This window comes from Haemophilus haemolyticus, from assembly GCF_003490595.1.
Taxonomy (GTDB): Bacteria; Pseudomonadota; Gammaproteobacteria; order Enterobacterales; family Pasteurellaceae; genus Haemophilus; species Haemophilus haemolyticus_L.
This window is the reverse complement of sequence record NZ_QQGY01000009.1, coordinates 23,661-50,371: the sequence shown is the minus strand read 5'-3', so window position 1 is coordinate 50,371 and position 26,711 is coordinate 23,661. Positions and strand designations below refer to the sequence as shown.

The following is a 26,711-nucleotide window of genomic DNA, read 5'->3' as shown; positions in this document are numbered from 1 at the left end:
CCAATCGAACCAATCAATTAAATTGAAAGATAGAACGCCAATCGAGCGATTGATCGCCCACCATGACAAAATGCGGATTAATCAAAGTTTCACGTTGGTTATAGGTTAAAGGCTCAAAATGAGAGTCAAAAATGGCACCGTGAGTTTCCCCCAGCAGCACTTCAGCGCCAGCGGTATCCCATTCGCCTGTTTGTCCTAAACGGACATAACCATCTACAGCACCTTCAGCCACTAAACCACTTTTTAAGCTACTTGAACCAACCACAACAAATTCACAAGGAAAATCCTTCGGTAAAATCGACCGCACTTTTTCTTGTGAAGTGGTTGAACCCACTGCAATTCGTAAAGGGCGGTCAAAATTAATCGTGTTTTTAGTGAGTTTTTTTACCTGATCCAGTTGTTTTTTAAACGCGCCGAAATCACGCATTGCATAATAAGTTGTCGATAAAATTGGTGCATGAATAACGCTTAATACTGGTTTATTTTTACGAACTAAGGTTATCAACACAGAAAATTGATCGGTACGATTAATGAATTGTTGTGTGCCATCAAGAGGATCAATCAACCAATATTCTTTCCAATTTTTACGTTCTTCAAATGAAATATGACAATTTTCTTCAGAAAGAACGGGGACATTAGGGAAAAGTGCGGTCAATTTTTCTATCAAAAATTGGCTCACAAAAAGATCCGCTTCCGTCACAGGCGTGTCGTCTTCTTTCAATTCAACATGAACCTGTTTTTGATAAAACTGTTGCAAATGCTTACCCGCTTGATAAGCAATTAGCAATACTTGGTTAAGCAAATGTTCGTTTAGCGTGAGCATAAAATTATTCTCTTGTTTTTGGCAGCAACCACGGCATCACAAATAGAGCATAAAACACCATTCCGCATGTGCTTATTAGCCCGAGGGATAATCCCCCTTCGGTCAACCAGCCCCAAAAGGAAGTGTCTTGTTCGCCGAGCAATAACAAATAAAAATAAGATGCCATATTGCAGTAAACAAATGAAATGATCGATGAAACTAATACAATAGAAGCAATGTTATAACGGGTGTAACGGAATTTTACGGCTAAAAGTGCGGTTAAAAATGCCGGAATGGTGGCAAGAAGAAATGCTGTGAGAGCATAGCTAGAAAAAGGAACGATAACGCCACTTGAATCATCATCGAACCAAATCAAAAGTGCGGTGACGATTACTTGTAAAATTAGAGGGAAAAAAATAAGTGTTTTTAAGTAAGATTTCATAATAAAAAAATAGGCTATCCAAAAGGTAGCCTATTCTAAAATAAATTTAAGGATTAATCAGATTTTTTCGCACGTAATACGCGAGATGCAAAAATCACAATGCCCACGATAAATACGATTAAACCTAACCACTCGCCAATAGTATCCCAGTTTTCAAGATTTAAGGATAATGGCGCTTCAGAACCACCGGTGGTAACAGAAGCCGCAATAATGAATGCTAAAATCACACCCATTAAGCTTTCACCTACGATTAAACCTGCAGAGAAAAGCGTACCGAAACGTTCTGCTTTAGCTGATACTTCTTTGTTACCAAGTTTTGCAATATGGCGAGTCATGATCCACGCTAAGAATGCACCAACAATAACAGGCATATTAATTGATGGTGGTAAGTAAATACCAATCCCCACAGCAATAACTGGCAAGCCAAAGACTTTGTTGCTGACTTTTTTCAAGAACGCATCAATCGTAATTAACACAGCGCCTAAACCTACACCAGTTAAGATATAAGTCCATTCCAATTTATTTGTGAAAATACCTTGAGAAATGGTAGTCATTAATGTTGCTTGTGGCGCAGATAGAGCTTGTGAAGGATCCATATCTGGACGTGGCAACGCACCGCTGAAACCATACGCGTGATATAAGATTTCTAATACTGGCGCGATAACAAGCGCACCGACAAAGCAGCCGATAATTAATGCTACTTGTTGACGCCAAGGTGTCGCATCCACTAATAAACCGGTTTTTAAATCTTGCAAGTTATCGTTAGAAATCGTTGCGGTGGTTAATACAATTGACGCTGTAAAGAGTGTAAGTGCGGTCAAAAATTTCTGACCATCTACGGTTTCAAATAAGCCAGATGCATTACCGATTGACACCAATACCAATGAAATCACGATAACAGAAATAATCCCGATACCAGAAATTGGGCTTGAAGATGAACCCACTAAACCTGCCATATAACCAGAAGCTGCAGCCACGAAGAAGCCGATAAATACAGCTAAGAAAGTACAAACTACAACTAATAAAATGGAAAGCTCCGGTGAAATCGGTGCAGCCGCGATAAAGTGGTGTAATGAAATAACAATTAACACAACTGTCGCGATTAAGATATAAATCATTGTTTTTGGAGAAAGGTCGATATCAACGCGATGCTCAGATTCAGCCTGTCCACCTTTCAACATACGGAAAGAATGTATCATCCCTTCAATCATTGGTTTCATTAAAATAAGTAATGTCCAAATCGCTGCAATACCAATTGTACCTACACCAATAAAGCGCACTTTCGTTTTCCAAACCACCATTGCAGCATCAATTAAGCTTGCGTCTGCCGCGATATCACCTGACATAGTGAAATATGGCACAGCCACACCCCAAGTCAAAATAACACCGATTAACATCGCAATACCGCCTACGATACCAATTAAATAACCCGCACCAAGTAAGGCAAGTGAAAAGCCCATTGGTAATTGGAAAGCCGCTTTACCAGTTTGAATCCAAGCGCTTGCGCCATCAGCCATCACGCGTAAACCGTTCGTTAAAAATGCAACTAATCCTGCTAAAACACCACCGTAAGCAATATCTTTCACACCGCTATCGCCATCTGCATGATTACCTGCTTTTAAGATTTCTGCAGCAGCTACACCTTCAGGATAAGGTAAATCACTGTTTACCACCATCGCACGGCGTAATGGAATGGTGAATAACACGCCCAATGTACCACCCGCAGCACAAATCAACATAGTTTGCCAGAATGGGAAGTTTTGCCAGTAACCCATCATTAATAAGCCTGGTAAGACGAAGATCACAGAAGAAAGTGTCCCCGCTGAAGATGCTTGTGTTTGCACCATGTTATTTTCAAGGATACTGGAATCTTTGAAAAATTTGAGCACAGCCATTGAAATGACGGCAGCCGGAATAGATGACGCGAATGTCATCCCCACTTTTAGACCGAGATACACATTGGATGCAGTGAAAATCACTGTAATCAATGCGCCGAGGATAATTCCTCGAACGGTTAATTCTTTTAAGTTTTCGTTATGCATAAAAATGTTCCTCGAGTAAAAAAAGAAAACACCTAAACATTGTCAAAAATCGAGTATTTTTTCAAGTTTTTTAAAGGGAAATTTGAGCTTGTTAGAAAATATTTAATAAAAAGGGGAATATTTGAATGATTTTTTATTTATAGATAAGCGAAAAAGGCTAACTCAGAGTGATGTTCATCTGGCTAGCCATGATTTTCCCCTTCAAAAGGGGAAAATGAGAGAACGATATTCAATTAAGCCAATTATTTTTGGCTTAAATAATTTTTCAAGGAATAAAGTGCGGTTAAATTTCTAGCTTCATTGAAACTTGGGTCTGCAAGTAATTCATCAATTTTCGACAATGGAAAGCGAACAATTTCTAACGGTTCGGGCTCATCGCCTTCTAACTGGCAAGGATAAAAATCCTGAGCAACAAAAATATGCATAACGCTACGCATATAACTTGGATTGGTAATCACCGTACGTAAGAAATCAATTTTATTGGCCCCTAGCCCCAACTCTTCCTTTAATTCGCGATTTGCTGCATCTTTCGGCTCTTCATCTTTATCTACGCCGCCTTTAGGAAATCCTAATTCATAACGTTCTGTGCCAACTGAATACTCACGAATCAATAAAAGATCATCCCCATCAATGGGAACCATCATAACAGCCTGCTGATTACCGGGTTTGAAACGCTCATAAGTACGTAATTCCCCATTAGAAAACGCTAAATCAACAGACTGAATTTCAAATAAACGAGACTTAGCAACGACTTGTGCGGTAAGAATTTTAGGTAATTTTTTGGATGAATCGGATAACATAAGTTTTCCTTTATTTTGTGATAGGATTGGGACAAACTGTACCACAAAATAGCGAAAGAGAAATTCACAAATGGAAGAAAAAGAAGTCAGATTAGATAAATGGTTGTGGGCTGCACGATTTTACAAAACACGTAGCATTGCTAAAGCGATGATTGAAAGTGGTAAAGTGCATTACAACAATCAACGTGCGAAAGTAAGTAAAATTGTGGAAGTAGGCGCAATGTTAAAACTTCGTCAAGGAAACGAAGAAAAAGAAATAAAAATTATCGCCTTAAGCGATCAACGCCGAGGTGCGCCAGAGGCACAATTACTCTATCAAGAAACCGAAAATAGCGTGAAAAAAAGAGAAGAAATCGCGTGGGCAAGAAAAAATAATTCACTTTCCATGCCCCATCCTGATCGTCGCCCAAACAAAAAAGAGCGGAGAGATTTATTGAAATTTAAACATCAGGATAAATTTGAATAAAAATTTCACCGCACTTTTCTATATTCTTAAGGTTTAATATCTCGCAAAATTGGATTTTGCATTGAAATCAAGGTTTCAGTGGACTGAATTTCATCTATTAACTGAATCTTGGTCGCCAAAACAGAATGTAATTCTGCGATTGTGTGCGTCATCACTTTTAAGAAAATCGAGTAATTGCCTGTTGTATAATAGGCTTCCACTACTTCATCAAAACTTTCTAGCTTTTTGATCACTTTCTCATAATCTTTTGCACTTTTTAGAATAATACCGATAAAACAGCATACGTCATAACCTAATTTACGCTCATCAATGATCACCTTCGTGCCTTCAATAATGCCAGATTGACGCATTTTTTCGACTCGAACATGAATCGTTCCTGGGCTGACACCAAAATTTTTAGCCATTTCGGCATAGGGAGTTCTCGCATCTTTGGTAAGTACACGTAAGATTTGCCGATCTAAACTGTCAATATTGTGCATAAAATCACCTCCTTTAGATTTTATTTAATTTTTCATTACTGAATTAGATATTATTCAATCAAAATAAGAAAGTAAATAAAATACTTGAAATAAAATCATAATTTATTGAATAATACTCAAAAATATTATTCCTCATTAAAAAAGGTTATCAAAATGAAAAAGACATTTATTTTACAACAACAAGAAATCAGCTTTGTGAAGAACACTTTCACGCAAAATCTTATTGAACAACTTGGTATTATTGAAGTACAAGGCCCCATCTTGAGCCAAGTGGGTAACGGAATGCAAGATAACTTATCTGGCATTGAAAAAGCCGTTCAAGTTAACGTGAAATGTATTCCAAATGCCGTATTTGAAGTTGTACATTCTCTTGCTAAATGGAAACGCCATACCCTTGCGCGCTTCAACTTTAAAGAAGGCGAAGGCTTGTTTGTTCATATGAAAGCATTACGCCCAGATGAAGATTCTCTTGATCCAACGCACTCTGTTTATGTGGATCAATGGGACTGGGAAAAAGTGATTCCTGAAGGTCGTCGTAACTTTGCATACTTAAAAGAAACGGTAAATTCTATTTATCGTGCTATTCGTTTAACAGAATTAGCCGTAGAAGCACGTTTTGATATTCCTTCAATTCTTCCAAAACACATTACCTTTGTGCACAGCGAAGATTTAGTAAAACGCTATCCAGATTTAAGCAGTAAAGAACGTGAAAACGCAATTTGTAAAGAATACGGCGCAGTATTCTTAATCGGCATTGGCGGCAAACTTTCAGATGGCAAATCTCATGATGGTCGTGCGCCTGACTATGACGACTGGACAACTGAATCTGAAAATGGCTACAAAGGCTTAAACGGTGATATTTTGGTATGGAACGACCAATTAGGCAAAGCATTTGAACTTTCCTCAATGGGCATTCGCGTAGATGAAAGTGCATTACGCTTACAAGTTGGCCTAACGGGCGATGAAGACCGTTTAAAAATGGATTGGCACCAAGATTTATTAAACGGAAAATTACCATTAACTATCGGCGGTGGTATCGGTCAATCTCGCTTAGCAATGCTTTTACTTCGTAAAAAACATATCGGTGAAGTGCAATCAAGCGTATGGCCAAAAGAAATGTTAGAAGAATTTTCAAATATTCTGTAAATTGATTTGCCCCCAAACCTAGACTATTTAATTAAGGACTGATGACGATATTATGTCAAATTCAGTCCTTTTAATTTCAGTTGAATTCATCGATAAGTTGCCATTTGATACGCCAGCCTTGGTTTGAACCATTGATCTTATTTATTATAAAAACTAGCAGTATCTGCTGATTCTCATTTTCCTATTCAGAATTGGTTGGAGAACCTATTTTAAATTTGATTGTGTAATGTTTACCCATAATAAAATCTTCACCTCAATAGTTAATTTGTTTAGTCTAGCTTTTTGGATACAAATAAAATTTACCGCACTTTTTTCTACTTATAAAAAATGCACTTCATTACAAAGTGCATTTTTCTTATTTTTAAGCATCCATCGACATACAGAGTAAGGTTAATGGGTGAATACAGGTCACGTTAGATGACATATCAATTTGCCATTTACAGGTTTGACATTCAGATATGACGTAATCAAATCCACCTTCGTTAATGTTATCGAATAGGTTTTTACCAATAGATTGTGAAACCTCATAGTTTTCTGATTTAAAACCGTAAGTCCCCGCAATACCACAACATTGACTAGGTAACATAATGATTTCTAAACCAGGAATTTTTTTCAACACTTCTAAAGTATAAGGTGCCCAACCTGCTTTATCTACGTGACAAGCAGTGTGATAAGCCACTCGAAGTTTAAGTGGTTTCAACGGTAATGTTTTACCTTCTTTGAAAAGTTGGTATAAGAATGGTGTCACCATATGAATATGCGGACGCACTTTAGCATTGTCGATGCCTAAAATATGATGGTATTCATCACGCAGATTAAGTGAACAACTTGATGCTTCACTGATCACGTCTAGTCCATTTTCATCTACCATTTTTCCAATGTAATCGGTATTGAACTGTGCGATATTACGTGCACGCTCTGGGAAACCGTTCACCATTAATGGTAAACCACAACATTTTTCTTTTTCTAGTAACATCACCCCAATGTTCATCGCATTGAACACTTTAAGGAATTCTTTACCAAGCTGTGGATTATTATAGTTCACATAGCAACCATGATAATACGCGACTTTACGCTCAAATTTTTGTTGGTCTTGTAACGCATTTTTCATATACCAGCTACGGAACGTGCCAAACGCATATTTAGGTAAAGTACGTTCTTTACTGATTTTAAGCGTTTTTTCCAACATAAATTTGGTCGCTTTTAGGCTTGTGATGGTGTTTACAATCGGCGCTAATGGCGTATTGATTTTCCCCATTACATCAGTGTTACTTAAAATCGCATCACGCAATTTATTCATTAACGGTTTTTTAGACTGCGCTAAGTGATTATTACGCGCACGCACAATTAAATCACCGATTTTCACATCTGACGGACAAGCCACTTCACAACGTTTGCAGTTGGTACAATATTTAAGTGCTTCATCGTAAAGTTCAGCTGATTTCAAGCGTAAACGCTCACCATCTGGGCCAGATTGTTTTGGACCAGGATAAAGTGGGTTGTTGCGTGAAACCGGACAAACAGCGGTACAAGCCGTACATTTAATACAGCTTTCAAAACTTTCGTCGATATATTTATGGCTTTCAGGTGAATTAAGGGATTGTTTTGCACTATCAATGAGTCGTTGAATATTATTATCCATATTATTCCCCCTTATTTCGCCAAGATTTCATCAGCAACCGTCAAGGCAGTTACAACAGCCACACCCGAACCACAACCAAGCTCAAGCGCATTAAACCCACCAATTACATTACCGACGGCATATAAATTCGTTAAATATTGACCGCTCTTTTGCACTTGGCATTGAGCATTAATTGCCACACCAGCAGATTGATAAGGTTGTGGATGAGCAAAACGATGAGCAGTCCAAGTGAAACGGTCTTTATCGTTAAAGCCTTCAACACCGATAATATCGGATTCAAAAACCGGCTCATAAATTTTATCGAATTCAGAAATGAGTCCTTTACTGAAGAAACTGCCTGAAGCCAGTACGAAATTATCTGCGCTGATTTCTTCATCTTCGAGCAAGCGAGTATTAATACAACTGACTTGATTTCCTTCAAATGTTGCACTCAATGCACTATCACCGTTAATCATTAAACCACCAAGGGATTCAAATTTACGGCGTAATTGAATACGCTGGCGCATACCGAGTAATGATGGTGGCAATGTTGGTAATTCAAATAATGCAAGTTTAGTTGCATCACGAAGTGCGGTCATAAATTCTTGGTTTTCTAAACCAAAACAAGCCGGTAAAAATACTGCATCTGCGCCTTGAGCTGATTCAATAATTTCTTTAACAAGATCATTGAACGCAAGTTTATGCTCTAGAAGTTGAGAGATATTTACACTACGGAACTCACGAGCATTTTTGCGAAGCTCGTCTAATTGTGGAATATTTAAGAAACCACTGGTCACCTCACAATGTTCAAATTGTGGGTTTAACACCAAATTCGCCGCTAAAAGTTGCGGTTGAAAATCGTGATAACCTTCGATACCAAGCACTGTAATACGTTTATACGGAAAACGTTCATTGCCTTGCACAGTTGGCACACTGTTTGGTGAAAGCCACGCACCACGCAAACTGCCTAAGCCTGTTACACGCCAGTGATTTTTTTCCGTAGAACCAATTAAATCAAGATTTAATTCATTGGCTAAACGTTCAAAATCTTGTGCTTTAGCAAGCACTTTCTCTGCACCCAATAAACTATAAGGGTGAGCAGGTAATTCATCGCGAAGTGCGGTGATATTTTCTTTTAAATTTTCTACCGCACGACCTTCTCCATTTGGAGTTGATGGCATACGGCTTAATAAATCTAAAGATCCGGATGCAAAATCAATGGCTGCTTGACCGTTGTTGATAATCACGCAACGTTTGCCGCGTTGTTGAAGGGCGATGCCACAGGTTAAACCCGCCAAACCACCGCCAATAATGGCTACATCAAAATTCATTGCTATCCGTCCCTTGTTGTGCTTGTTCATCAAGCGGTTTCACATCATTTAAACCTAATACGCTACCATACATCCAAGATGTAAATTCGGCTTCGCGAATCGCTTCACCCCAAGCAATCGGCTCAATACCACGCCAGCGCTCTTCCATAAAGGCAGAGAGTTGAGTGGTTGATTGAGTTGGTGTTGCCACTTCAAAACGGTTCATTAAGCCTGCAGCACGACATGCACATAGTTCAGCTTGGCAAGTACCCATACCAACACGTGTACGGCGACGTAAATCCACAATGTTATTTACACCGAGTTCATCAATTGCATAGCGAACTTCGCCTGCCGTCACTGCCTCACATTCACAAACCATTGAACGATCTAAACGTTCTTTTTCAAGCAAACGAGTAGCGCGTGAACCATGACGATACACAGCAGAATAACGAATGGTACTTGGTAATGAAATGACTTTTTGATTGGTCTCTTGACGACTTTCAGTAGAGCCAGGTAGAGGTTGCTCCGCTGTTACACAACGAGCCGTTTTATTGAGTTTTTTACAAACAAGGTCGGTCGCCCATTCAGCCATTAAACGATAAGTCATTAACTTACCGCCAGTGATTGTAATAAAGCCATCTAAGCCATCACGTTCTGCATGGTCAAGTAACACAATACCACGACTCACATTACGACCTGATGGATCATCATCACTTGCAACTAATGGACGCACCCCAGCATAAGCACGTAATACGCGAGTATGGCGTAAGCTAGGTGCGAGTTTTTCCCCTTCACGGAAAAGAATATCTACTTCTTCTGGCGTCACTTGCATGTTATCGATTTGATCATAAGGAACACGACTTGAGGTTGTACCAATCACACAAATTGTATCGCCTGGAACTAGAATATCCGCATCAGCCGGTTTACGGCAGCGGTTAATGACAAGTTTATTAATGCGATGGCCCATTACGAGCAATGCACCTTTTGCAGGGAACATTTTGATTTTGAGATCGGCATATTCCGCAATCCCTTGCCCCCAAATACCACCAGCATTCACAACAAGTGGTGCAAAAAATTGGCGTTCTCTACGATTTTTGTGATCGTACACATTCACACCAATCACTTTTCCACCTTCACGAATCAAATTTTTTACTTCGCAATAAGTGAATATTTTTGCGCCGTTTTCTGTTGCATCCATCATATTAGAGGCAGTTAAACGGAATGGGTCAATCGAACCATCTGGCACAACAACAGCGCCCACTAAATCTGGGTTTACAGAAGGCTCCATAATTTTAGCTAAATCAGGATCAATGGCTTGCGCATCAATTCCAGATTTTGCACAGCTCTCAAGGAAGGTTTTTTGATAGTCGAGAGAATCTTCAGGCAACGTGATAAATAAGCCTTCTGTTTCATCTACGCAATGACGCGCAATTTTGCGCAAAATACGGTTTTCTTTAATACATTCTTCAGCAGATTCTTGGTCGTTCACAGCATAACGCGCGCCACTGTGTAATAATCCGTGGTTGCGTCCTGTCGCACCGGTCGCAATATCGCGGCGTTCCAATAAAATACAATCAATGCCACGAAGTGCACAGTCACGCGCAATACCTGCACCGGTTGCGCCACCACCGATAATAATGACATCGGTACTGAGTGGCGAAAAATCTCCAACATCTTTGTACATGCTAGGCGATAATCCCATGTTTACCCCCAATTCCCAAAATTTAACAAAAAAGTAATATAAAAATCACAGGCATTGTAGAGAAGTGCGGCAAAATTAACAACATTTTGAGCGCAAAAGAAAACAATTTTGTGATAGCGATCACAATAATTTTCGGATTCGCTCAAATGGTGTAAAAATTTTGTGAAACACTTCACATTTTTTACTTTTTTTACTTCCTTATTTTTTATTTTCTTTTATTATGCGCCTATCCCTTACTGTCTAATAAAGGGTGAATAAAACTTACACATAATTAAAAGTTGGAGAAAAAAATTATGTTTGGACCATTCAAACCCGCTCCGCATATTGCGGAACTTCCAGCGGAAAAAATTGATTCCACGTATAAACGCTTACGTTGGCAAGTATTCGCAGGGATCTTCTTTGGTTATGCCGCATACTATTTCGTGCGTGCAAACTTTGACTTAGCACAACCTGGTTTAATTCAAGCTGGTCTTTATACAAAAGCTGAGCTTGGTGTAATCGGTTCTGCAGCTGGTCTTGCTTACGGTTTATCAAAATTCGTAATGGCTGGTATGTCTGACCGTTCTAACCCACGTGTATTCCTACCATTTGGTTTATTACTATCTGGTTTATGTATGACCTTAATGGGTCTATTCCCATGGGCAACCTCTGGTATCGCAATCATGTGGGTAATGATCTTCTTAAATGGTTGGTTCCAAGGTATGGGTTGGCCTCCATGTGGTCGTACTATGGTGCACTGGTGGTCTAAATCTGAACGCGGTACTATCGTGTCAATTTGGAATACTGCGCACAATATTGGTGGTATGATGCCTGGTGCAATGGTGTTATTAGCTAGTGCAATTTTCTTCAGCACTCACGGTATTGAAGCGCAAGCAAAAGACATCTGGCAACAATCTTTATACTACCCTGGTATTGCAGCAATGATCTGTGCAATTCCTGTGTACTTCGTCATGCGTGATACTCCACAATCTTGTGGTTTACCATCAATCGAAAAATGGCGTAATGACTACCCAGATGACTATAACGAAAAAACTTACGAAAACGATTTAACTGCAAAAGAAATCTTCGTAACTTATGTATTAAAAAACAAATTGTTATGGTACATCGCGATTGCTAACGTATTCGTATATTTAATCCGCTACGGCGTATTAAAATGGTCTCCGGTTTACTTAAGTGAAGTAAAACACTTCAACATTAAAGGTACCGCATGGGCATACACAATCTATGAATTAGCAGCGGTTCCAGGTACATTATTATGTGGTTGGGTATCAGATAAAGTATTCAAAGGTAAACGTGGTTTAACAGGTTTCATCTTCATGATCTTAACCACTGCAGCGGTTGTTGCATACTGGATGAACCCAGCTACACCTGAAGCAGAGCTTGTAAACTATGCAGCTTGGTATGAAAACCCATACCAATTAACTGACTTCATTTTAATGACTTTAATCGGTTTCTTAATCTATGGTCCTGTAATGTTAATCGGTTTACATGCTCTTGAGTTAGCACCGAAAAAAGCAGCAGGTACTGCAGCAGGTTTCACCGGTTTATTCGGTTATTTAGGCGGTACAGTTTCTGCATCTGCAGTTATCGGTTGGGCTGCTCAACATTACGGATGGGACGGTGGTTTCTACGTAATGATCGGCGGTGGCGTATTAGCTGTGTTATTACTCTTAATCGTAATGGTTGAAGAAGGAAAACACAAAGCGAAATTAGGCGATACTTACGGTACTAAATAATTAGCTTAAAAAAGGCGGCGGGCAAATTGCTTGGTCGCCTTTTTTGTAACTAAAATTAATTTTAGTTTCTGATATAGAGCATCTTGATTCCTTTCCCACAAAATAAATCATATAGTTAAGGAGACAATAATTATGAAATTATCATCGATTACTATTGGATTAGGTTGTACACTTTTTGCGATATCTGTGTCGGCAAATCAAACTTGCGAAGCGCCTTATCATTCAGCTTTACCTAAATATACTTATAAATTGGATAAAGTATTAGAAGTAAATGGCCGTCAAGGTATTACAACTGATGGAAAGCATCTTTATGTATCCGGAAGCAAAACCCTCGCTAAATATGATATGAATGGAAAACTGGTTAAAGAAAATAAAGATCCTTTTGTCGGCTACCAAAAGGAAGCCAATCACATTGGCGACATTGATATCTACAACAATGAACTTTATGTTTCCTCCGAATGGTTTGATGCTGGCGTAGGTAAAAATATTCAAATTGCGATTCATGATCCCGAAACCCTCGCATTAAAAAGATCAGTTGATTTTAATCCTGAGTCAGGTCAAGTCGAAGTTTCCGGCATCACCGTAGATACCGTTCACAATTCAGTTTGGATGGCTTCTTGGGTTGGTGAGGAAAGTGGCCGTTATTTATATGAATATGATCTTTCAACAGGTAAATATAAACGAAAAGTGCATTTACAACCTGTTCCACAATGGATTCAAGGGGTTTATGCCTACAACGGTGATCTCTATGTCACCGCTGATGACGGTACGGCAGATGAAAAAGAACCTGATCATATTTATCGTGTAGAAATCTCAGATAAAAATAATGAAGCTCGAGTTGTTTTAGAAAAAACCTTAGATGATATTCGAGATGTCGGAGAAATCGAAGGCTTGAATATTAATCCGAAAACAAAACAACTACTCGTCCATGCAAACCGAGGAAAACAAATTGTGTTAGGGATGCCAAAAGGATTTTATCCAGGTTATGACCGTGAAATTAGCGAAATCTATTTTTACGACATGAAACCAAGATGTAATAAGTAAATCAAGGAGAAAATACTTATGAAAATTAAAACTTTAGCGCTTTCTTTATTAGCAGCTGGCGTACTTGCAGGTTGCAGCAGCCATTCATCAAACATGGCAAACACCCAAATGAAATCAGACAAAATCATTATTGCTCACCGTGGTGCTAGCGGTTATTTACCAGAGCATACTTTAGAATCTAAAGCACTTGCGTTTGCACAACATGCTGATTATTTAGAGCAAGATTTAGCAATGACTAAAGATGGTCGTTTAGTGGTTATTCACGATCACTTTTTAGATGGCTTGACTGATGTAGCAAAAAAATTCCCACATCGTCACCGTAAAGATGGTCGTTACTATGTCATCGACTTTACCTTAAAAGAAATTCAAAGTTTAGAAATGACAGAAAACTTTGAAACCAAAGATGGCAAACAAGCACAGGTTTATCCTGGTCGTTTCCCACTTTGGAAATCACACTTCAGAATTCACACCTTTGAAGATGAAATTGAATTTATCCAAGGCTTAGAAAAATCTACTGGTAAAAAAGTAGGGATTTATCCAGAAATCAAAGCACCTTGGTTCCACCATCAAAATGGCAAAGATATTGCAGCTGAAACACTCAAAGTGTTGAAAAAATATGGCTATGATAAGAAAACCGATATGGTTTACTTACAAACTTTCGACTTTAATGAGTTAAAACGTATCAAAACTGAATTACTTCCAAAAATGGGCATGGATTTGAAATTAGTTCAATTAGTGGCTTATACAGACTGGAAAGAAACGCAAGAAAAAGATGCGAAAGGTAAATGGGTAAACTACGATTACGATTGGATGTTTAAACCAGGTGCAATGGCAGAAGTGGTAAAATATGCTGATGGTGTTGGTCCGGGTTGGTATATGTTAGTAGATAAAGAACAATCTAAACCAGGCAACATTGTATACACACCATTAGTAAAAGAGCTTGCTCAATACAAAGTTGAACTTCATCCATATACAGTGCGTAAAGACGCATTGCCAGAATTCTTCACAGATGTAAATCAAATGTACGATGCATTATTGAATAAATCAGGTGCAACAGGCGTATTTACTGATTTCCCAGATACTGGCGTAGAATTCTTAAAAGGGAAAAAATAATATCCCTCACAACCGTGGGTAAACATACCCACGGTTAACTAGGTTTCTATATCATAGAATCTAAAAATCTACTCTAACAGAGTAACATCATAGTCAATCTAGGTGTTCTAACCTAGAATTCAAATAAGGAGGCTATTTCAAAACACTCCGTATTCTTTTCTAATAAATTCTTCTTCCCTTTTATTTAGGGAAAACACCCTTCATTTAAGTAATTCCTTACATCATTTCACAAATGCTTGGCGCATTCTTTGCTGCAGCATTAGTTTATGCCTTATACCGCAATGTTTTTATCGATTATGAAACAGCCCACAATATTGTTCGTGGTACACAAGAAAGTTTAAGCCTTGCGGGTACATTTTCCACTTATCCTCATCCAAGTTTAAGTATTGGTGGCGCCTTTGCTGTGGAATTTGTGATTACTGCAATTCTTATGGCATTAACTGACGATGGAAACGGTGTACCTCGTGGCCCACTTGCGCCATTATTACAGGCTTTTGGAAAGATTTAGACGAGCTTCGCGATAAAGCCCGTGTAGAACGCACCTTCAGTCCCGACAGCGACAATGAAAAACGCGAACGTCGCTACAAAGGCTGGAAAAAAGCAGTTAAACGCTCATTAGAATGGGCAAAAGAAGATGAAAAATAACTTATAATTCTCATACAAAGAGCGGTCAAAACTTCTTTTATTTTGGCCGCTCTTTTATTCTGTATCTGTATAAAAATTATTTTCTAGATAGAGGTGGAACAAAGGTTAAACCTAAATCCCAAGGTTGCTCAATCCAAGTATTTTGTGGAATATCAATCACATAATCATCTACTAATTCTGCACCTGCAGGTTTTGCAAATACAGTCACAAATTTTGCATTAGGGTACATTTGACGAATCGCACGCGCTGTATTACCTGTATCAACTAAATCGTCTACCACGATAAATCCTTCGCCACCATCTGGTACTTGAGCGGCATGAAGAACTTGTAATTCACCTTGATTGTTATGATCGTGATAACTTGCGATACAAACAGTCTCAATATGGCGAATACCTAACTCACGAGCCAAAACAGCTGCTGGAAATAAACCACCACGGCTCACCGCAATAATACCTTTCCATTGAGAAGCCGGAAGTAAACGTTCTGATAATTTGCGGGCATGCATTTGGAACATATCCCAAGTCACCACATATTTTTCGCTCATAATTGCACCTTAGAAATTTATCGAGAAATAAAAATTGCGTAAGGATAACCCGAAATGGCGTTTTATGCTATTATTTCATGAAATTTTTCAGTAAAAAGGAGTGACTATGTCTGAAATTACAACACTTAAACCAGCATTACTGTGGAAATGGTTCGATCAAATTTGTGCAATCCCTCACCCTTCTCATCATGAAGATGCGTTAGCTAACTTTATTGTAAATTGGGCGAAAGAAAAGCATTTTTTTGTTGAACGCGATGAAGTGGGGAATGTCCTCATTCGTAAACCCGCTACGAAAGGAATGGAAAATCACACGCCTGTTGTTCTACAAGCCCATCTAGATATGGTGCCTCAGGCTAATGAAGGCAACCCACATGATTTTACCAAAGATCCTATTCAACCTTATATTGACGGGGAATGGGTAAAAGCACGAGGTACAACATTAGGATCTGACAATGGTATCGGTTTAGCCTCTACGTTAGCGGTGCTAGAAAGCAATGATTTAGCTCATCCACCTCTTGAAGTGCTTTTAACAATGACAGAAGAAACGGGGATGGATGGCGCAAAAGGCTTACGTCATAACTGGTTACAATCTGAAATTTTAATCAATACAGATACCGAAGAAATTGGCGAAATTTACATTGGTTGTGCGGGCGGCATTAACGCAAACTTTGAAATTCCAGTTCAATATGAAACCAATACGTTTGAGCACAGCGCACAAATCACCCTTAAAGGTTTACGTGGCGGCCACTCTGGTGGTGATATCCATACAGGGCGCGCAAATGCAATCAAAGTGTTAGCACGAGTATTAACAAAACTTTCTCAAAATCAACCGCACTTTACTCTCTCTGAAATTCGTGGTGGCTCAATTCGTAATGCTATTCCACGAGAAGCAGCGGCTGTGTTAGCCTTTAATGGTGATGTAAAAGCCATAGAAAGTGCGGTAGAAAATCTAGCGGTTGTTCTTAAAGAAGAATTAGCAATTGCAGAACCTAATTTCACACTTTTTGTAGAATCAGCAGAAAAAGCCCCTACCGTATTCACCGCACAAAGTACTCAAACGGTAATTAACGCACTCAACGTATTGCCAAACGGCGTAATCCGCAATAGTGATGTAGTTAAAAATGTTGTAGAAAGCTCATTAAGCGTTGGCGTATTGAAAACAGAAGGTAATGTTGTAAAAAGCACCATTTTAGTTCGTTCATTAATTGAAAGCGGTAAATATTACGTAACTGAAATGCTCAGATCACTTGCAATCTTAGCAAATGCAAAAGTTGAGTTTTCTGCACCTTATCCGGGCTGGCAACCTGTAAATGACTCAACCATCTTAGACGTTACTCGCAAACATTATGCTGAAGTGCTAGGCGAGCAACCTGTAGTGAAAGTCATTCACGCAGGATTAGAATGTGGTCTTTTAAAAGAACATTATCCACACATAGAAATGATTTCAGTTGGGCCAACAATTCGAAATGCTCACTCACCAGATGAGAAAGTGGAAATTGCAACGGTACAAACTTATTGGGATTTATTGACAAGAGTACTCGCGGACATTCCAGCAAAATAATTAGGTATTAATCCTAAAGAGCGGTCAAAATTAAAAACGGTTTTGACCGCTTTTATTTTTATAAAAAATAGAAATGATAAAAATGAAATATATAGAATTGGCGGAGGGGAATGGGAGTCGAACCCACCCAAGAACGCTGGCGTCCTCAACAGGATTTGAAATCCAGCCACCTCACCGGAGATGACGCCCCTCCGTAGTTGAAATTGCGGTTACTTTAGCGTAAATTAATCAGCAATTCAATGTTATTTTAAACGGATTCAAAAATGACCGCACTTTTTCAACAACTTCCTTCCGTTGACAAAATTCTCAAAACACCTCAAGGCCTACAACTCATTACCGAATTTGGTCACACTGCAGTCGTGGCAATATGTCGAGAATTATTAACGCAAGCTCGTCAATTTATTCAAAAAAACAATCAACTTCCTGAATATTTTTCTAATTCTGACCGCACTTTTATAGAAATTCATTCTCGCCTACAAAAACAAAACCAAGTACAAATCAAAGCGGTGCATAATCTGACTGGTACGGTGTTACACACAAATCTTGGGCGGGCACTTTGGTCTGAAGCAGCACAACAGGCAGCGCTCTCTGCTATGCAGAAAAATGTTTCGCTTGAATATGATTTAGATGAAGGTAAGCGTAGTCATCGCGATAATTACATCAGTGAATTATTATGCAAACTCACAGGTGCTGAAGCAGCCTGTATAGTGAATAACAACGCTGCTGCGGTATTGTTAATGTTAGCGACCTTTGCTCAAGGTAAAGAAGTAATTATTTCTCGTGGCGAATTAATTGAAATTGGCGGCTCATTTCGTATTCCAGATATTATGGAACAAGCTGGATGTCATTTAGTGGAAGTGGGCACCACTAATCGTACTCACCTGAAAGATTATCGCAATGCTATCACTGAAAATACGGCTTTTTTAATGAAAGTGCATAGCAGCAATTATCAAATTTGTGGTTTTACTTCTTCAGTTTCAGAAGAAGAACTCTCAGAGCTGGGGCGAGAAATGAATGTGCCCGTAGTAACGGATTTAGGCAGTGGTGCGTTAGTTGATTTAAGCCAATATGGCTTGCCAAAAGAACCGACCGTGCAAGAAAAAGTCGCCCAAGGCGTAGATTTGGTCTCTTTCTCTGGCGATAAATTACTTGGCGGTGTGCAAGCAGGTATTATCGTGGGTAAAAAAGAATGGATCGAACAATTACAAGCCCATCCTCTCAAGCGTGTATTACGTTGCGATAAAGTCATTTTAGCCGGCTTAGAAGCCACATTACGTTTATATTTAAATCCTGAAAAATTAACTGAAAAATTACCGACTTTGCGATTACTCACGCAGCCATTAGAGCAACTCAAAATAAATGCTATGCGTCTAAAAGAGCGGTTAGAATCTCGCTTAAGTTCACAATTTGAGATTCAAATTGAAGCTAGTCAAGCACAAATCGGTAGTGGATCACAACCAATGGAAAGAATCCCTTCCATTGCTGTTACTATTGAAGAAAAAACAAACGTAAAACTTTCCGCACTTTCATCTCGTTTTAAACAACTTTCCCAACCTATTATTGGGCGAATGGAAAACGGAAAAATTTGGCTAGACTTACGTAGCCTCGCGGATATTGAAACATTATTAAATACATTGGACGAACTATGATTATTGTCACTTCAGGTCACGTTGATCACGGCAAAACAGCATTATTAAAAGCATTAACTGGCACAAGTACCGCGCATTTACCAGAAGAAAAAAAACGCGGAATGACCATTGATTTGGGGTATGCCTATCTGCCTTTAGAAAACAAAGTACTTGGCTTTATTGATGTACCTGGGCACGAGAAATTCTTGTCAAATATGCTGGCAGGTTTAGGTGGCGTGCATTATGCAATGTTAATTGTCGCCGCCGATGAAGGCGTTGCAGCGCAAACAAAAGAACATTTAGCAATCTTATGCCAGCTTCAATTCCACGAAATTATTGTTGTCATCACAAAAGCAGATCGTACAAATTCAGAGCAAATTGAATCGTTAATCCAAACAATTAAACAAGATTACAGTTTTTTACGCGATGCCAACTATTTCATTACCTCTGCAGAAACGGGACAAGGCATCAGTGAATTACGTCATTACTTAGCGAATCTACCTGAATTAGCTGATACCCAGAAACCTTTCCGCTACGCAATAGACCGAGTATTCAGCGTAAAAGGGGCGGGTACTGTAGTAACAGGCACAGCCTTTTCAGGAACAGTGAAAGTCAACGATGAAATTTACCTTTCCACAGGGCAGAAAGTTCGTATAAAAGCGATTCACGCACAAAATACATTAAGCGAACAAGGTATTGCAGGGCAACGTTTAGCGTTAAATTTAAATGCTGATTTAGACCGTACACCAATGAAACGAGGCGATTGGTTATTGCAGAATGAGCCACTTCCACCAACAGATCGCATCAGTGTACAAATTTTGGCTGAAGTACCATTAAATGAAAGCCAACCTGTGCATATTTATCACGGAGCAAGTCGCACTACAGGTAAACTCACCTTATTACAGGGAAAAAATGCTGTAAAAAATGACCGCACTTTGGCTGAAATCATATTAGATTCACCATTATTCTTGGCTTTCGGAGACAAACTTATTTTACGCAGTGGCGATACAAAAACCTTAATTGCAGGCGCACGAGTATTGGAAATTAACTCGCCAAAACGTCATAAACGTACTGAAGTGCGGTTAAATTTCCTAGCGAATTTAGCATTGGCAGAGAATGCTTCGCAACGCATTGCACTTACCCTTCTACATAATGCGACAACAGCACGCCAATTAATGTGGACGGAACAACTGACTTCCTTGCAATTAGATAAAGCACTCGTCGAACGGGACGCGGTACGCTATCAAGATTGGTGTTTTAATACTAATTACATACAAGAAAAAACACAGCAAATTTTAACCGCACTTAATACCTATCACGAGCAACATAATGATCAACTTGGTGTAAGCAAAGCCAGATTATATCGAATGGCAACATTGAATCAGCCAGAAAATCTGATACATCATTTTATCGATGAAATGCTTGATGATGGACGATTACAACAAACGCGTGGCTGGATTCATCTACCAGAGCATAAAATTCAGTTTAATAATGAAGAAAAATCACGTTGGACAGATGTATTAAATGAATTTGAAAAAGCAAACGGTCAAGCAATTTGGGTGCGCGATATGGCAAATGCGCTCGCTATTGATGAATCAATTATGCGTAATTTTATGTATAAAGCGGGGAAACTGGGTTACCTCACGCCAATCGTGAAAGATAGATTTTTCTTAACTGAAACTATCTATGCTTATGCAAGACTCATCAAACAAATCGCAGAAGAAAAAGGAAAAGTTTCAGTAAATGAAGTACGTGATAAATTGAATTTCGGGCGTAAACTTACCGTTCAACTGATGGAATATTTCGACCGAATGGGATTTTTGCGCCGCAAAGGCAATGACCATATTCTACGCGATAAGAATGTTTTTGATTTATGATTTAAAAAGGAAAAAAGTATGAAAAAAATGCTTGTTGCTGCATTAATTAGTTCTGTCATATTACTCGCAGGCTGCCAAGATAAAGATACTGAAGCAAAAATAAAACAACTAAATCAAACAGTAGCACAACTCAGTGCTGAAAATACTAAATTAAAAGAGCAAATAGAAAAAACAGTCCCCGCAATTTTTGTGGAAAATGATGAAATATTTAATCAATCTGAAATTATTAAACATCCTAAATCGAAAGAAGATTACCAGCCTGAAGAAACCAAAATTGAGTATTCAATTTCAACAATAAAAACCAATATTGATTGGCTTAATGATTTGTTATGGAAAAAATTGACTGAAAACGAAGAAACGAAAAATATTTCTCGAGAACAATTTGTAGCGCGTTATCAAACCGCTTTTGAGGAAGACAAAAAAGAAGTAAAAGAAACACCATCTTTTGGAATTTCTCATTCCATGTGGACAGATTTTATTGCACAAAAAGAAAAACTTGCAACCTTTGCTATTAGTTTTTATGACTATGAAGGCGGTGCTCATGGAATAGAAGGTAATCGCTATTTCACGATTGATCTAACTACACGCCATATTTTGACATTAAATGATTTATTTAATGAAAAAGATTTACCGAAAGTAAAAAAACTTTTATGGGAGCAATATAATAATAGCAACAAGGAATATGAACCTCTTATTGGAGCCGATAGTTTTAATTTATCGAACAATATTTACTTAGATTCAAGAGGTGTACATTTTATTTATGATGTCTATGAAATCGCTCCTTACTCAGAAGGAGAGCAGGATTTGTTGCTCTATTTTTGGCAATTAGAAGAATTATTTAGACCTGAATTTAAGCGAAATAACTATGTAAAATTTCTTTAAGGAAACAAACAAAAGTGCGGTGAAAATTCACCGCACTTTTTTATTACCGTCTTGTTTTCAAGAGTTTTTCAGTCAATTCATAAGCTCGAAGTTTTGCTAACTCTTTAGAAAGTTTCGCAACCAGTAAATCATGATCTACATCTGATGCATGAGATACAATGTTTTCTTCAGCTTTACGTTTTGCTTCGCGAATACGATCAGCATCTAATTCACTACCACGGATAGCAATATCTGCTAGTACCGTAACAATATTTGGTTGAACCTCTAAAAAACCACCGGAAACATAGATAACTTCTTCATTTCCATCTTGAAGGGTAAATTTAACAATCCCTGGCTTAATTGCCGTTAGCAATGGGGTGTGTCCAGGGAGAATGCCTAATTCCCCCTCAACACCTGTTGCTTGAATTTGTTTTACTTCACCTTCAAAGATTTTTCGCTCTGCGCTTACTATCGTTAAATTAAATGTCGCCATTTTTGTTCTCCTTCAAATGACTTGAAGTGATTACATATTTTTGGCTTTTTCTAGCGCTTCATCGATTGAACCTACCATATAGAACGCTTGTTCTGGGATATGGTCGTAATCACCGCTTAAAATACCTTTAAAGCCGCGAATGGTTTCTTTTAATGGAACATATTTACCCGGAGTACCGTTAAATACTTCAGCAACGAAGAACGGTTGTGATAAGAAACGTTCAATCTTACGTGCACGTGCTACCACTAATTTATCTTCTTCAGATAATTCGTCCATACCAAGAATTGCGATAATATCTTTCAATTCTTTATAACGTTGTAAAATACCTTGTACACCACGAGCAATATCATAATGTTCTTGACCAACAACAAGTGGATCTAACTGACGTGAAGTTGAATCTAATGGGTCAACCGCTGGGTAGATACCTAAAGATGCAATTTGACGACTTAATACAACGGTTGAGTCTAAGTGTGCGAAAGTTGTTGCTGGAGATGGGTCAGTTAAGTCATCCGCAGGTACATATACCGCTTGTACAGAGGTAATAGAACCTGTTTTGGTTGATGTAATACGTTCTTGTAACACACCCATTTCTTCTGCTAATGTTGGTTGGTAACCTACCGCAGATGGCATACGACCTAATAACGCAGATACTTCAGTACCAGCAAGGGTATAACGATAGATATTATCCACGAAGAATAATACATCACGACCTTCATCACGGAATTTTTCTGCCATGGTTAAACCTGTTAACGCAACACGTAAACGGTTACCTGGTGGCTCATTCATCTGACCATAAACCAAAGATACTTTATCTAATACGTTAGAATCTTTCATTTCATGATAGAAGTCGTTACCTTCACGAGTACGTTCACCTACACCCGCAAATACGGAGTAACCTGAGTGTTCGATCGCGATGTTACGGATTAATTCCATCATATTTACGGTTTTACCTACACCCGCACCACCGAATAAACCAACTTTACCACCTTTTGCAAATGGACAAATTAAGTCGATAACTTTGATACCGGTTTCTAATAATTCCGTACTGTTTGATTGTTCTTCATAGCTTGGTGCAGAACGGTGGATAGCCCAACGCTCTTCTTCACCGATTGGACCTTGTTCGTCAATTGGTTCACCCAATACATTCATAATACGACCAAGGGTTTTTGTGCCTACCGGTACTTGAATCGGATCATTCGTATTTTCTACTTTTAAACCACGTTTTAAACCGTCAGAAGCACCTAATGCGATACAACGTACCACACCGCCACCTAATTGTTGTTGCACCTCAAGTGTTAAACCTGATTCAACTTTTAATGCATCGTAAACTTTTGGCACTGCATCTTGTGGAAATTCAACGTCAATCACCGCACCGATGATTTGTACAATTTTTCCTGCTGACATTACCGTTCCTCTTTTCTTAAATCGCTGCCGCACCGGCTACGATTTCATTCAATTCATTTGTGATACTTGCTTGACGAGCTTTGTTATACACCAACCGCAGATCATTAATTAAATTACCTGCATTATCAGTTGCTGCTTTCATTGCTACCATTCGAGCCGCTTGTTCTGAAGCTAAATTATCTACAACCGCTTGATAAATTTGGGATTCTAAATAACGAACTAAAAGACTATCTAATAGTACTTTTGGTTCTGGCTCATAAAGATAATCCCAAGTCTGTTGTCTTTCATTTAAATGATCGTCTTTAGATTCTGGTAAAGGAACTAATTGTTGTACAACAGGTTTTTGCGACATCGTATTAACAAATTTATTGTATGCAATATAAACTGCATCAATTTCACCATTACGATAAGCATCAAACATTGTATTTGCGACACCAATTAATTCTTCTAGAGCAGGCATATCGCCTAAACCAGAAAGTTGACCTTTGATATTAAATCCAAAGGAACGGAAAAAACTAATCCCTTTTGAACCTATTAAGCCCAAATCTGTAGAGATATTTTGTTCTTTCCAATTTTTGATTTGGTTAAGTGTGGTTTTGAATAAATTAACATTTAAACCACCACACATACCACGATCTGTTGAAATAACCAAGATACCGATTTTCTTCACTTCACGCTCAACTAAGAACGGATGTTTATAACCGACACTTGCTTTAGACACATGACTAATAACGTTACGGATAGTTTCAGAATACGGACGAGATGCAGCCATACGATCCTGCGTTTTACGCATTTTCGAGGTCGCCACCATTTCCATTGCCTTAGTAATTTTTTGTGTACTTTGTACACTGGCAATTTTGGTTTTTATCTCTTTTGCACCTGCCATCTTATTTCTCCGTTACTACCAAGCACTATTCGCTTTAAAACTATCTAAAATACCTTTTAATGTATCTTTGATTTCGTCATTATAGTTACCGGTTTTAGTAAGCTCTTGCATAAACTCAGCGTGATTACGGTTAGAATAATCTAAAAGTGCGGTCTCAAAACTTGCAATTTTTGATAATTCCACGTCATCCAAATAACCAAATTCAACAGCAAACAATACAACCGCTTGTTCTGCAACAGATAATGGAGCAAATTGTTTTTGTTTTAATAATTCAGTTACTTTTTCACCGTGAGAAAGTTGCTTACGAGTCGCATCATCAAGATCTGATGCAAACTGTGCAAACGCTGCTAATTCACGATATTGAGCTAGCGCAGTACGAATACCACCCGCTAATTTCTTAATAACTTTAGTTTGCGCTGAACCACCAACACGAGACACCGAAATACCTGGGTTTACCGCAGGACGAATACCTGAGTTAAACAAGTTAGATTCTAAGAAGATCTGACCATCGGTAATAGAAATTACGTTGGTTGGAACAAACGCAGATACGTCACCAGCTTGGGTTTCAATAATCGGAAGTGCGGTTAAAGAGCCAGTTTTTCCTTTCACTTCACCTTTAGTGAATTTTTCTACGTAATCTTCGTTTACACGAGAAGCACGTTCTAGTAAACGAGAATGTAAATAGAATACATCACCTGGATAGGCTTCACGACCTGGTGGACGGCGTAATAATAATGAAATTTGACGATAAGCTACGGCTTGTTTTGATAAATCATCATAAACAATTAACGCATCTTCACCGCGATCACGGAAATATTCACCCATCGCACAACCAGCATAAGGTGCTAAATATTGTAACGCTGCTGATTCAGATGCTGATGCAGCTACCACGATAGTATTTGCAAGCGCACCATGTTCTTCTAATTTACGTACGACGTTTGCGATAGTAGAGGCTTTTTGACCAATCGCAACATAGATACATTTAATACCAGAATTACGTTGGTTAATAATAGCGTCAATTGCTAACGCAGTTTTACCAGTTTGACGGTCACCGATGATTAATTCACGTTGACCACGGCCGATTGGCACCATTGAATCAACAGCTTTATAACCAGTTTGAACAGGTTGATCAACAGAACGACGATCGATAACACCTGGCGCAATCACTTCTACTGGCGAGAAACCATCATTTTCAATTTCGCCTTTACCATCGATTGGTTGACCAAGTGTATTAACTACACGACCTAATAAACCACGACCAACTGGTACTTCAAGAATACGACCTGTACATTGAACTTCCATACCTTCCGCTAAATCTGCGTAAGGTCCCATAACTACAGCACCAACAGAATCGCGTTCAAGGTTAAGTGCCATCGCATAACGATTACCTGGTAAGGCGATCATTTCACCTTGCATCACATCGCTTAAACCGTGGATGCGAATAATACCATCGCTTACAGAAACAATTGTCCCTGTATTACGCGCTTCACTGACCACGTCGAATTGAGCGATGCGTTTTTTAATCAATTCACTAATTTCAGTTGAATTTAGTTGCATCTTGTATTCCTCTTATAATTGCAACTCGTTTGCGAGACGAGTAAGTTGCCCACGGCTACTTCCGTCAATCACAAAGTCTTCAGTACGAATAATCACACCAGCAATAAGTGCGTTATCCACGTTGCAATTTAATTTCACTTTGCGAGCTAATCTTTTTTCCATTGCAGCTGCAATTTTTTCGATTTGTGTTGCATTCAATGGTTGCGCAGACGTTACTTCAACTTCTGCAATAGCTTGATGCTCCTCTACGTGATGTTTAAATTCTTCAAACACCGCAGGAATAGCACTCAAACGCTTATTTTCAGCCATTAACCGAATAAGATTTTGCCCATATTGATCCAATTGTTCGCCACAAATAGAAATTACTGTATCAGCTAATTTCTGTGCAGAAAGAGAACTACTTAAGTAAGATTTTACCGTTTCATCTTCAGCTACGGCTGCAGCAAAACCTAACATTTCAGTCCATTTTTCGACCGCACTTTGTTCAATGGCAAAGTCGAATGCAGCTTTTGCATAAGGGCGAGCTATTGTAGTTAATTCTGACATAAGCTA

Annotated in this window: 23 protein-coding genes, 1 tRNA gene and 2 pseudogenes; 11 read left to right on the top strand and 15 right to left on the bottom strand. The window is 38.7% G+C overall.

Going from position 1 to position 26,711, the window contains the following annotated elements; translation table 11 throughout:
• Positions 1 to 13 precede the first annotated feature (13 nt).
• The 4 genes from cysQ to nudE form a co-directional block, all read right to left on the bottom strand.
• Entirely contained in the window at positions 14 to 823 is an 810-nt protein-coding gene (cysQ, locus tag DV415_RS07975) for a 3'(2'),5'-bisphosphate nucleotidase CysQ (RefSeq protein WP_118791672.1), read from the bottom strand.
• Between the two features lie 4 nt (positions 824 to 827).
• Complete coding sequence (locus DV415_RS07970) at positions 828 to 1,244, bottom strand: hypothetical protein (RefSeq protein WP_118791671.1); 417 nt, start codon at positions 1,242 to 1,244, stop codon at positions 828 to 830.
• 53 nt (positions 1,245 to 1,297) lie between these two features.
• A complete protein-coding gene (locus DV415_RS07965; RefSeq protein ID WP_118791670.1) occupies positions 1,298 to 3,286 on the bottom strand; it encodes an OPT family oligopeptide transporter in 1,989 nt (662 codons plus the stop codon).
• A gap of 242 nt (positions 3,287 to 3,528) precedes the next feature.
• Entirely contained in the window at positions 3,529 to 4,086 is a 558-nt protein-coding gene (nudE, locus tag DV415_RS07960) for an ADP compounds hydrolase NudE (protein ID WP_118791669.1), read from the bottom strand.
• A gap of 70 nt (positions 4,087 to 4,156) precedes the next feature.
• Here nudE and hslR point away from each other — a divergent pair, with 70 nt between their 5' ends.
• Positions 4,157 to 4,552, top strand: a complete 396-nt coding sequence (gene hslR, locus DV415_RS07955) for a ribosome-associated heat shock protein Hsp15 (protein WP_005626656.1) — start codon at positions 4,157 to 4,159, stop codon at positions 4,550 to 4,552.
• Positions 4,553 to 4,578: 26 nt separating this feature from the next.
• On the opposite strand, the gene asnC is transcribed toward hslR, so the two are convergent.
• Positions 4,579 to 5,031 (bottom strand): transcriptional regulator AsnC, encoded by a 453-nt coding sequence (gene asnC / locus DV415_RS07950; RefSeq protein ID WP_006995222.1) that lies wholly within the window; start codon positions 5,029 to 5,031, stop codon positions 4,579 to 4,581.
• Between the two features lie 153 nt (positions 5,032 to 5,184).
• Between asnC and asnA the strand changes: the two genes are divergently transcribed.
• Positions 5,185 to 6,177, top strand: a complete 993-nt coding sequence (gene asnA, locus DV415_RS07945) for an aspartate--ammonia ligase (protein ID WP_118785179.1) — start codon at positions 5,185 to 5,187, stop codon at positions 6,175 to 6,177.
• A gap of 361 nt (positions 6,178 to 6,538) precedes the next feature.
• Here the strand turns inward: asnA and glpC are convergent, their stop codons facing one another.
• The 3 genes from glpC to glpA are packed head-to-tail and all read right to left on the bottom strand — an operon-like array spanning position 6,539 to position 10,810.
• Positions 6,539 to 7,819, bottom strand: coding sequence for an anaerobic glycerol-3-phosphate dehydrogenase subunit GlpC (glpC, locus tag DV415_RS07940; RefSeq protein ID WP_005632254.1), 1,281 nt, complete (start codon positions 7,817 to 7,819; stop codon positions 6,539 to 6,541).
• Positions 7,820 to 7,830: 11 nt separating this feature from the next.
• Entirely contained in the window at positions 7,831 to 9,129 is a 1,299-nt protein-coding gene (gene glpB, locus DV415_RS07935) for a glycerol-3-phosphate dehydrogenase subunit GlpB (protein ID WP_118782555.1), read from the bottom strand.
• A complete protein-coding gene (gene glpA, locus DV415_RS07930) occupies positions 9,119 to 10,810 on the bottom strand; it encodes an anaerobic glycerol-3-phosphate dehydrogenase subunit A (RefSeq protein WP_118791668.1) in 1,692 nt (563 codons plus the stop codon). Before glpA ends, glpB begins: the two co-directional genes overlap by 11 nt.
• Positions 10,811 to 11,103: 293 nt before the next feature.
• Here glpA and glpT point away from each other — a divergent pair, with 293 nt between their 5' ends.
• The 5 genes and pseudogenes from glpT to DV415_RS07905 form a co-directional block, all read left to right on the top strand.
• Positions 11,104 to 12,546 carry a glycerol-3-phosphate transporter gene (gene glpT, locus DV415_RS07925; protein WP_118791667.1) on the top strand — a complete coding sequence of 481 codons (1,443 nt, stop codon included), beginning with the start codon at positions 11,104 to 11,106 and terminating at the stop codon, positions 12,544 to 12,546.
• A 132-nt stretch (positions 12,547 to 12,678) separates the two neighbouring features.
• On the top strand, positions 12,679 to 13,590 hold the full coding sequence (locus DV415_RS07920) for a hypothetical protein (protein WP_118776348.1): 912 nt from the start codon (positions 12,679 to 12,681) through the stop codon (positions 13,588 to 13,590).
• Positions 13,591 to 13,608: 18 nt separating this feature from the next.
• Positions 13,609 to 14,703 (top strand): glycerophosphodiester phosphodiesterase, encoded by a 1,095-nt coding sequence (gene glpQ / locus DV415_RS07915; protein ID WP_118776347.1) that lies wholly within the window; start codon positions 13,609 to 13,611, stop codon positions 14,701 to 14,703.
• Between the two features lie 208 nt (positions 14,704 to 14,911).
• Positions 14,912 to 15,190, top strand: a pseudogene (locus DV415_RS07910) (aquaporin); the annotation flags it as partial.
• Positions 15,184 to 15,348: pseudogene (locus tag DV415_RS07905) on the top strand (glycerol kinase); the annotation flags it as partial. The pseudogenes DV415_RS07910 and DV415_RS07905, both read left to right, overlap by 7 nt.
• A 76-nt stretch (positions 15,349 to 15,424) precedes the next feature.
• Here DV415_RS07905 and gpt read toward each other — a convergent pair.
• Positions 15,425 to 15,892 (bottom strand): xanthine phosphoribosyltransferase, encoded by a 468-nt coding sequence (gene gpt, locus DV415_RS07900; protein ID WP_005635295.1) that lies wholly within the window; start codon positions 15,890 to 15,892, stop codon positions 15,425 to 15,427.
• A gap of 106 nt (positions 15,893 to 15,998) precedes the next feature.
• Here gpt and pepD point away from each other — a divergent pair, with 106 nt between their 5' ends.
• The gene (gene pepD, locus DV415_RS07895) at positions 15,999 to 17,453 is read left to right on the top strand and encodes an aminoacyl-histidine dipeptidase (protein ID WP_118791666.1); all 1,455 of its coding nucleotides are present in this window, start codon (positions 15,999 to 16,001) and stop codon (positions 17,451 to 17,453) included.
• Between the two features lie 98 nt (positions 17,454 to 17,551).
• Here the strand turns inward: pepD and DV415_RS07890 are convergent.
• Positions 17,552 to 17,646, bottom strand: a tRNA-Sec gene (locus DV415_RS07890).
• Positions 17,647 to 17,716: 70 nt separating this feature from the next.
• On the opposite strand from DV415_RS07890, the gene selA reads away from it, so the two are divergent.
• Genes selA through DV415_RS07875 form a run of 3 tightly spaced genes read left to right on the top strand, consistent with a single transcriptional unit; the run spans position 17,717 to position 21,840 of the window.
• On the top strand, positions 17,717 to 19,102 hold the full coding sequence (selA, locus tag DV415_RS07885) for an L-seryl-tRNA(Sec) selenium transferase (RefSeq protein ID WP_118776344.1): 1,386 nt from the start codon (positions 17,717 to 17,719) through the stop codon (positions 19,100 to 19,102).
• Positions 19,099 to 20,958, top strand: a complete 1,860-nt coding sequence (gene selB / locus DV415_RS07880; RefSeq protein ID WP_118791665.1) for a selenocysteine-specific translation elongation factor — start codon at positions 19,099 to 19,101, stop codon at positions 20,956 to 20,958. The genes selA and selB overlap by 4 nt, the downstream gene beginning before the upstream one ends.
• 18 nt (positions 20,959 to 20,976) lie before the next feature.
• Positions 20,977 to 21,840, top strand: coding sequence for a DUF3298 domain-containing protein (locus DV415_RS07875; protein ID WP_118791664.1), 864 nt, complete (start codon positions 20,977 to 20,979; stop codon positions 21,838 to 21,840).
• Between the two features lie 43 nt (positions 21,841 to 21,883).
• Here DV415_RS07875 and DV415_RS07870 read toward each other — a convergent pair whose 3' ends face one another.
• From DV415_RS07870 to atpH, 5 genes are read right to left on the bottom strand one after another with little or no spacing between them, the layout of a single operon-like run.
• A complete protein-coding gene (locus DV415_RS07870; RefSeq protein WP_118791663.1) occupies positions 21,884 to 22,312 on the bottom strand; it encodes a F0F1 ATP synthase subunit epsilon in 429 nt (142 codons plus the stop codon).
• A gap of 30 nt (positions 22,313 to 22,342) precedes the next feature.
• On the bottom strand, positions 22,343 to 23,716 hold the full coding sequence (gene atpD, locus DV415_RS07865) for a F0F1 ATP synthase subunit beta (protein WP_005629235.1): 1,374 nt from the start codon (positions 23,714 to 23,716) through the stop codon (positions 22,343 to 22,345).
• A gap of 16 nt (positions 23,717 to 23,732) precedes the next feature.
• A complete protein-coding gene (gene atpG / locus DV415_RS07860; protein WP_118791662.1) occupies positions 23,733 to 24,602 on the bottom strand; it encodes a F0F1 ATP synthase subunit gamma in 870 nt (289 codons plus the stop codon).
• A 15-nt stretch (positions 24,603 to 24,617) separates the two neighbouring features.
• Positions 24,618 to 26,159: a F0F1 ATP synthase subunit alpha gene (atpA, locus tag DV415_RS07855; RefSeq protein WP_005629241.1), complete on the bottom strand. Its 1,542-nt coding sequence runs from the start codon at positions 26,157 to 26,159 to the stop codon at positions 24,618 to 24,620.
• Positions 26,160 to 26,171: 12 nt separating this feature from the next.
• Positions 26,172 to 26,705, bottom strand: a complete 534-nt coding sequence (gene atpH / locus DV415_RS07850; RefSeq protein WP_118791661.1) for a F0F1 ATP synthase subunit delta — start codon at positions 26,703 to 26,705, stop codon at positions 26,172 to 26,174.
• Between the last annotated feature and the right edge of the window lie 6 nt (positions 26,706 to 26,711).

Excerpts from the sequence above, each read along its gene's own strand:
- cysQ (WP_118791672.1), bottom strand. The coding sequence starts at position 823 with ATGCTCACGCTAAACGAACATTTGCTTAACCAAGTATTGCTAATTGCT.
- DV415_RS07970 (WP_118791671.1), bottom strand. The coding sequence starts at position 1,244 with ATGAAATCTTACTTAAAAACACTTATTTTTTTCCCTCTAATTTTACAA.
- DV415_RS07965 (WP_118791670.1), bottom strand. The coding sequence starts at position 3,286 with ATGCATAACGAAAACTTAAAAGAATTAACCGTTCGAGGAATTATCCTC.
- nudE (WP_118791669.1), bottom strand. The coding sequence starts at position 4,086 with ATGTTATCCGATTCATCCAAAAAATTACCTAAAATTCTTACCGCACAA.
- hslR (WP_005626656.1), top strand. The coding sequence starts at position 4,157 with ATGGAAGAAAAAGAAGTCAGATTAGATAAATGGTTGTGGGCTGCACGA.
- asnC (WP_006995222.1), bottom strand. The coding sequence starts at position 5,031 with ATGCACAATATTGACAGTTTAGATCGGCAAATCTTACGTGTACTTACC.
- asnA (WP_118785179.1), top strand. The coding sequence starts at position 5,185 with ATGAAAAAGACATTTATTTTACAACAACAAGAAATCAGCTTTGTGAAG.
- glpC (WP_005632254.1), bottom strand. The coding sequence starts at position 7,819 with ATGGATAATAATATTCAACGACTCATTGATAGTGCAAAACAATCCCTT.
- glpB (WP_118782555.1), bottom strand. The coding sequence starts at position 9,129 with ATGAATTTTGATGTAGCCATTATTGGCGGTGGTTTGGCGGGTTTAACC.
- glpA (WP_118791668.1), bottom strand. The coding sequence starts at position 10,810 with ATGGGATTATCGCCTAGCATGTACAAAGATGTTGGAGATTTTTCGCCA.
- glpT (WP_118791667.1), top strand. The coding sequence starts at position 11,104 with ATGTTTGGACCATTCAAACCCGCTCCGCATATTGCGGAACTTCCAGCG.
- DV415_RS07920 (WP_118776348.1), top strand. The coding sequence starts at position 12,679 with ATGAAATTATCATCGATTACTATTGGATTAGGTTGTACACTTTTTGCG.
- glpQ (WP_118776347.1), top strand. The coding sequence starts at position 13,609 with ATGAAAATTAAAACTTTAGCGCTTTCTTTATTAGCAGCTGGCGTACTT.
- gpt (WP_005635295.1), bottom strand. The coding sequence starts at position 15,892 with ATGAGCGAAAAATATGTGGTGACTTGGGATATGTTCCAAATGCATGCC.
- pepD (WP_118791666.1), top strand. The coding sequence starts at position 15,999 with ATGTCTGAAATTACAACACTTAAACCAGCATTACTGTGGAAATGGTTC.
- selA (WP_118776344.1), top strand. The coding sequence starts at position 17,717 with ATGACCGCACTTTTTCAACAACTTCCTTCCGTTGACAAAATTCTCAAA.
- selB (WP_118791665.1), top strand. The coding sequence starts at position 19,099 with ATGATTATTGTCACTTCAGGTCACGTTGATCACGGCAAAACAGCATTA.
- DV415_RS07875 (WP_118791664.1), top strand. The coding sequence starts at position 20,977 with ATGAAAAAAATGCTTGTTGCTGCATTAATTAGTTCTGTCATATTACTC.
- DV415_RS07870 (WP_118791663.1), bottom strand. The coding sequence starts at position 22,312 with ATGGCGACATTTAATTTAACGATAGTAAGCGCAGAGCGAAAAATCTTT.
- atpD (WP_005629235.1), bottom strand. The coding sequence starts at position 23,716 with ATGTCAGCAGGAAAAATTGTACAAATCATCGGTGCGGTGATTGACGTT.
- atpG (WP_118791662.1), bottom strand. The coding sequence starts at position 24,602 with ATGGCAGGTGCAAAAGAGATAAAAACCAAAATTGCCAGTGTACAAAGT.
- atpA (WP_005629241.1), bottom strand. The coding sequence starts at position 26,159 with ATGCAACTAAATTCAACTGAAATTAGTGAATTGATTAAAAAACGCATC.
- atpH (WP_118791661.1), bottom strand. The coding sequence starts at position 26,705 with ATGTCAGAATTAACTACAATAGCTCGCCCTTATGCAAAAGCTGCATTC.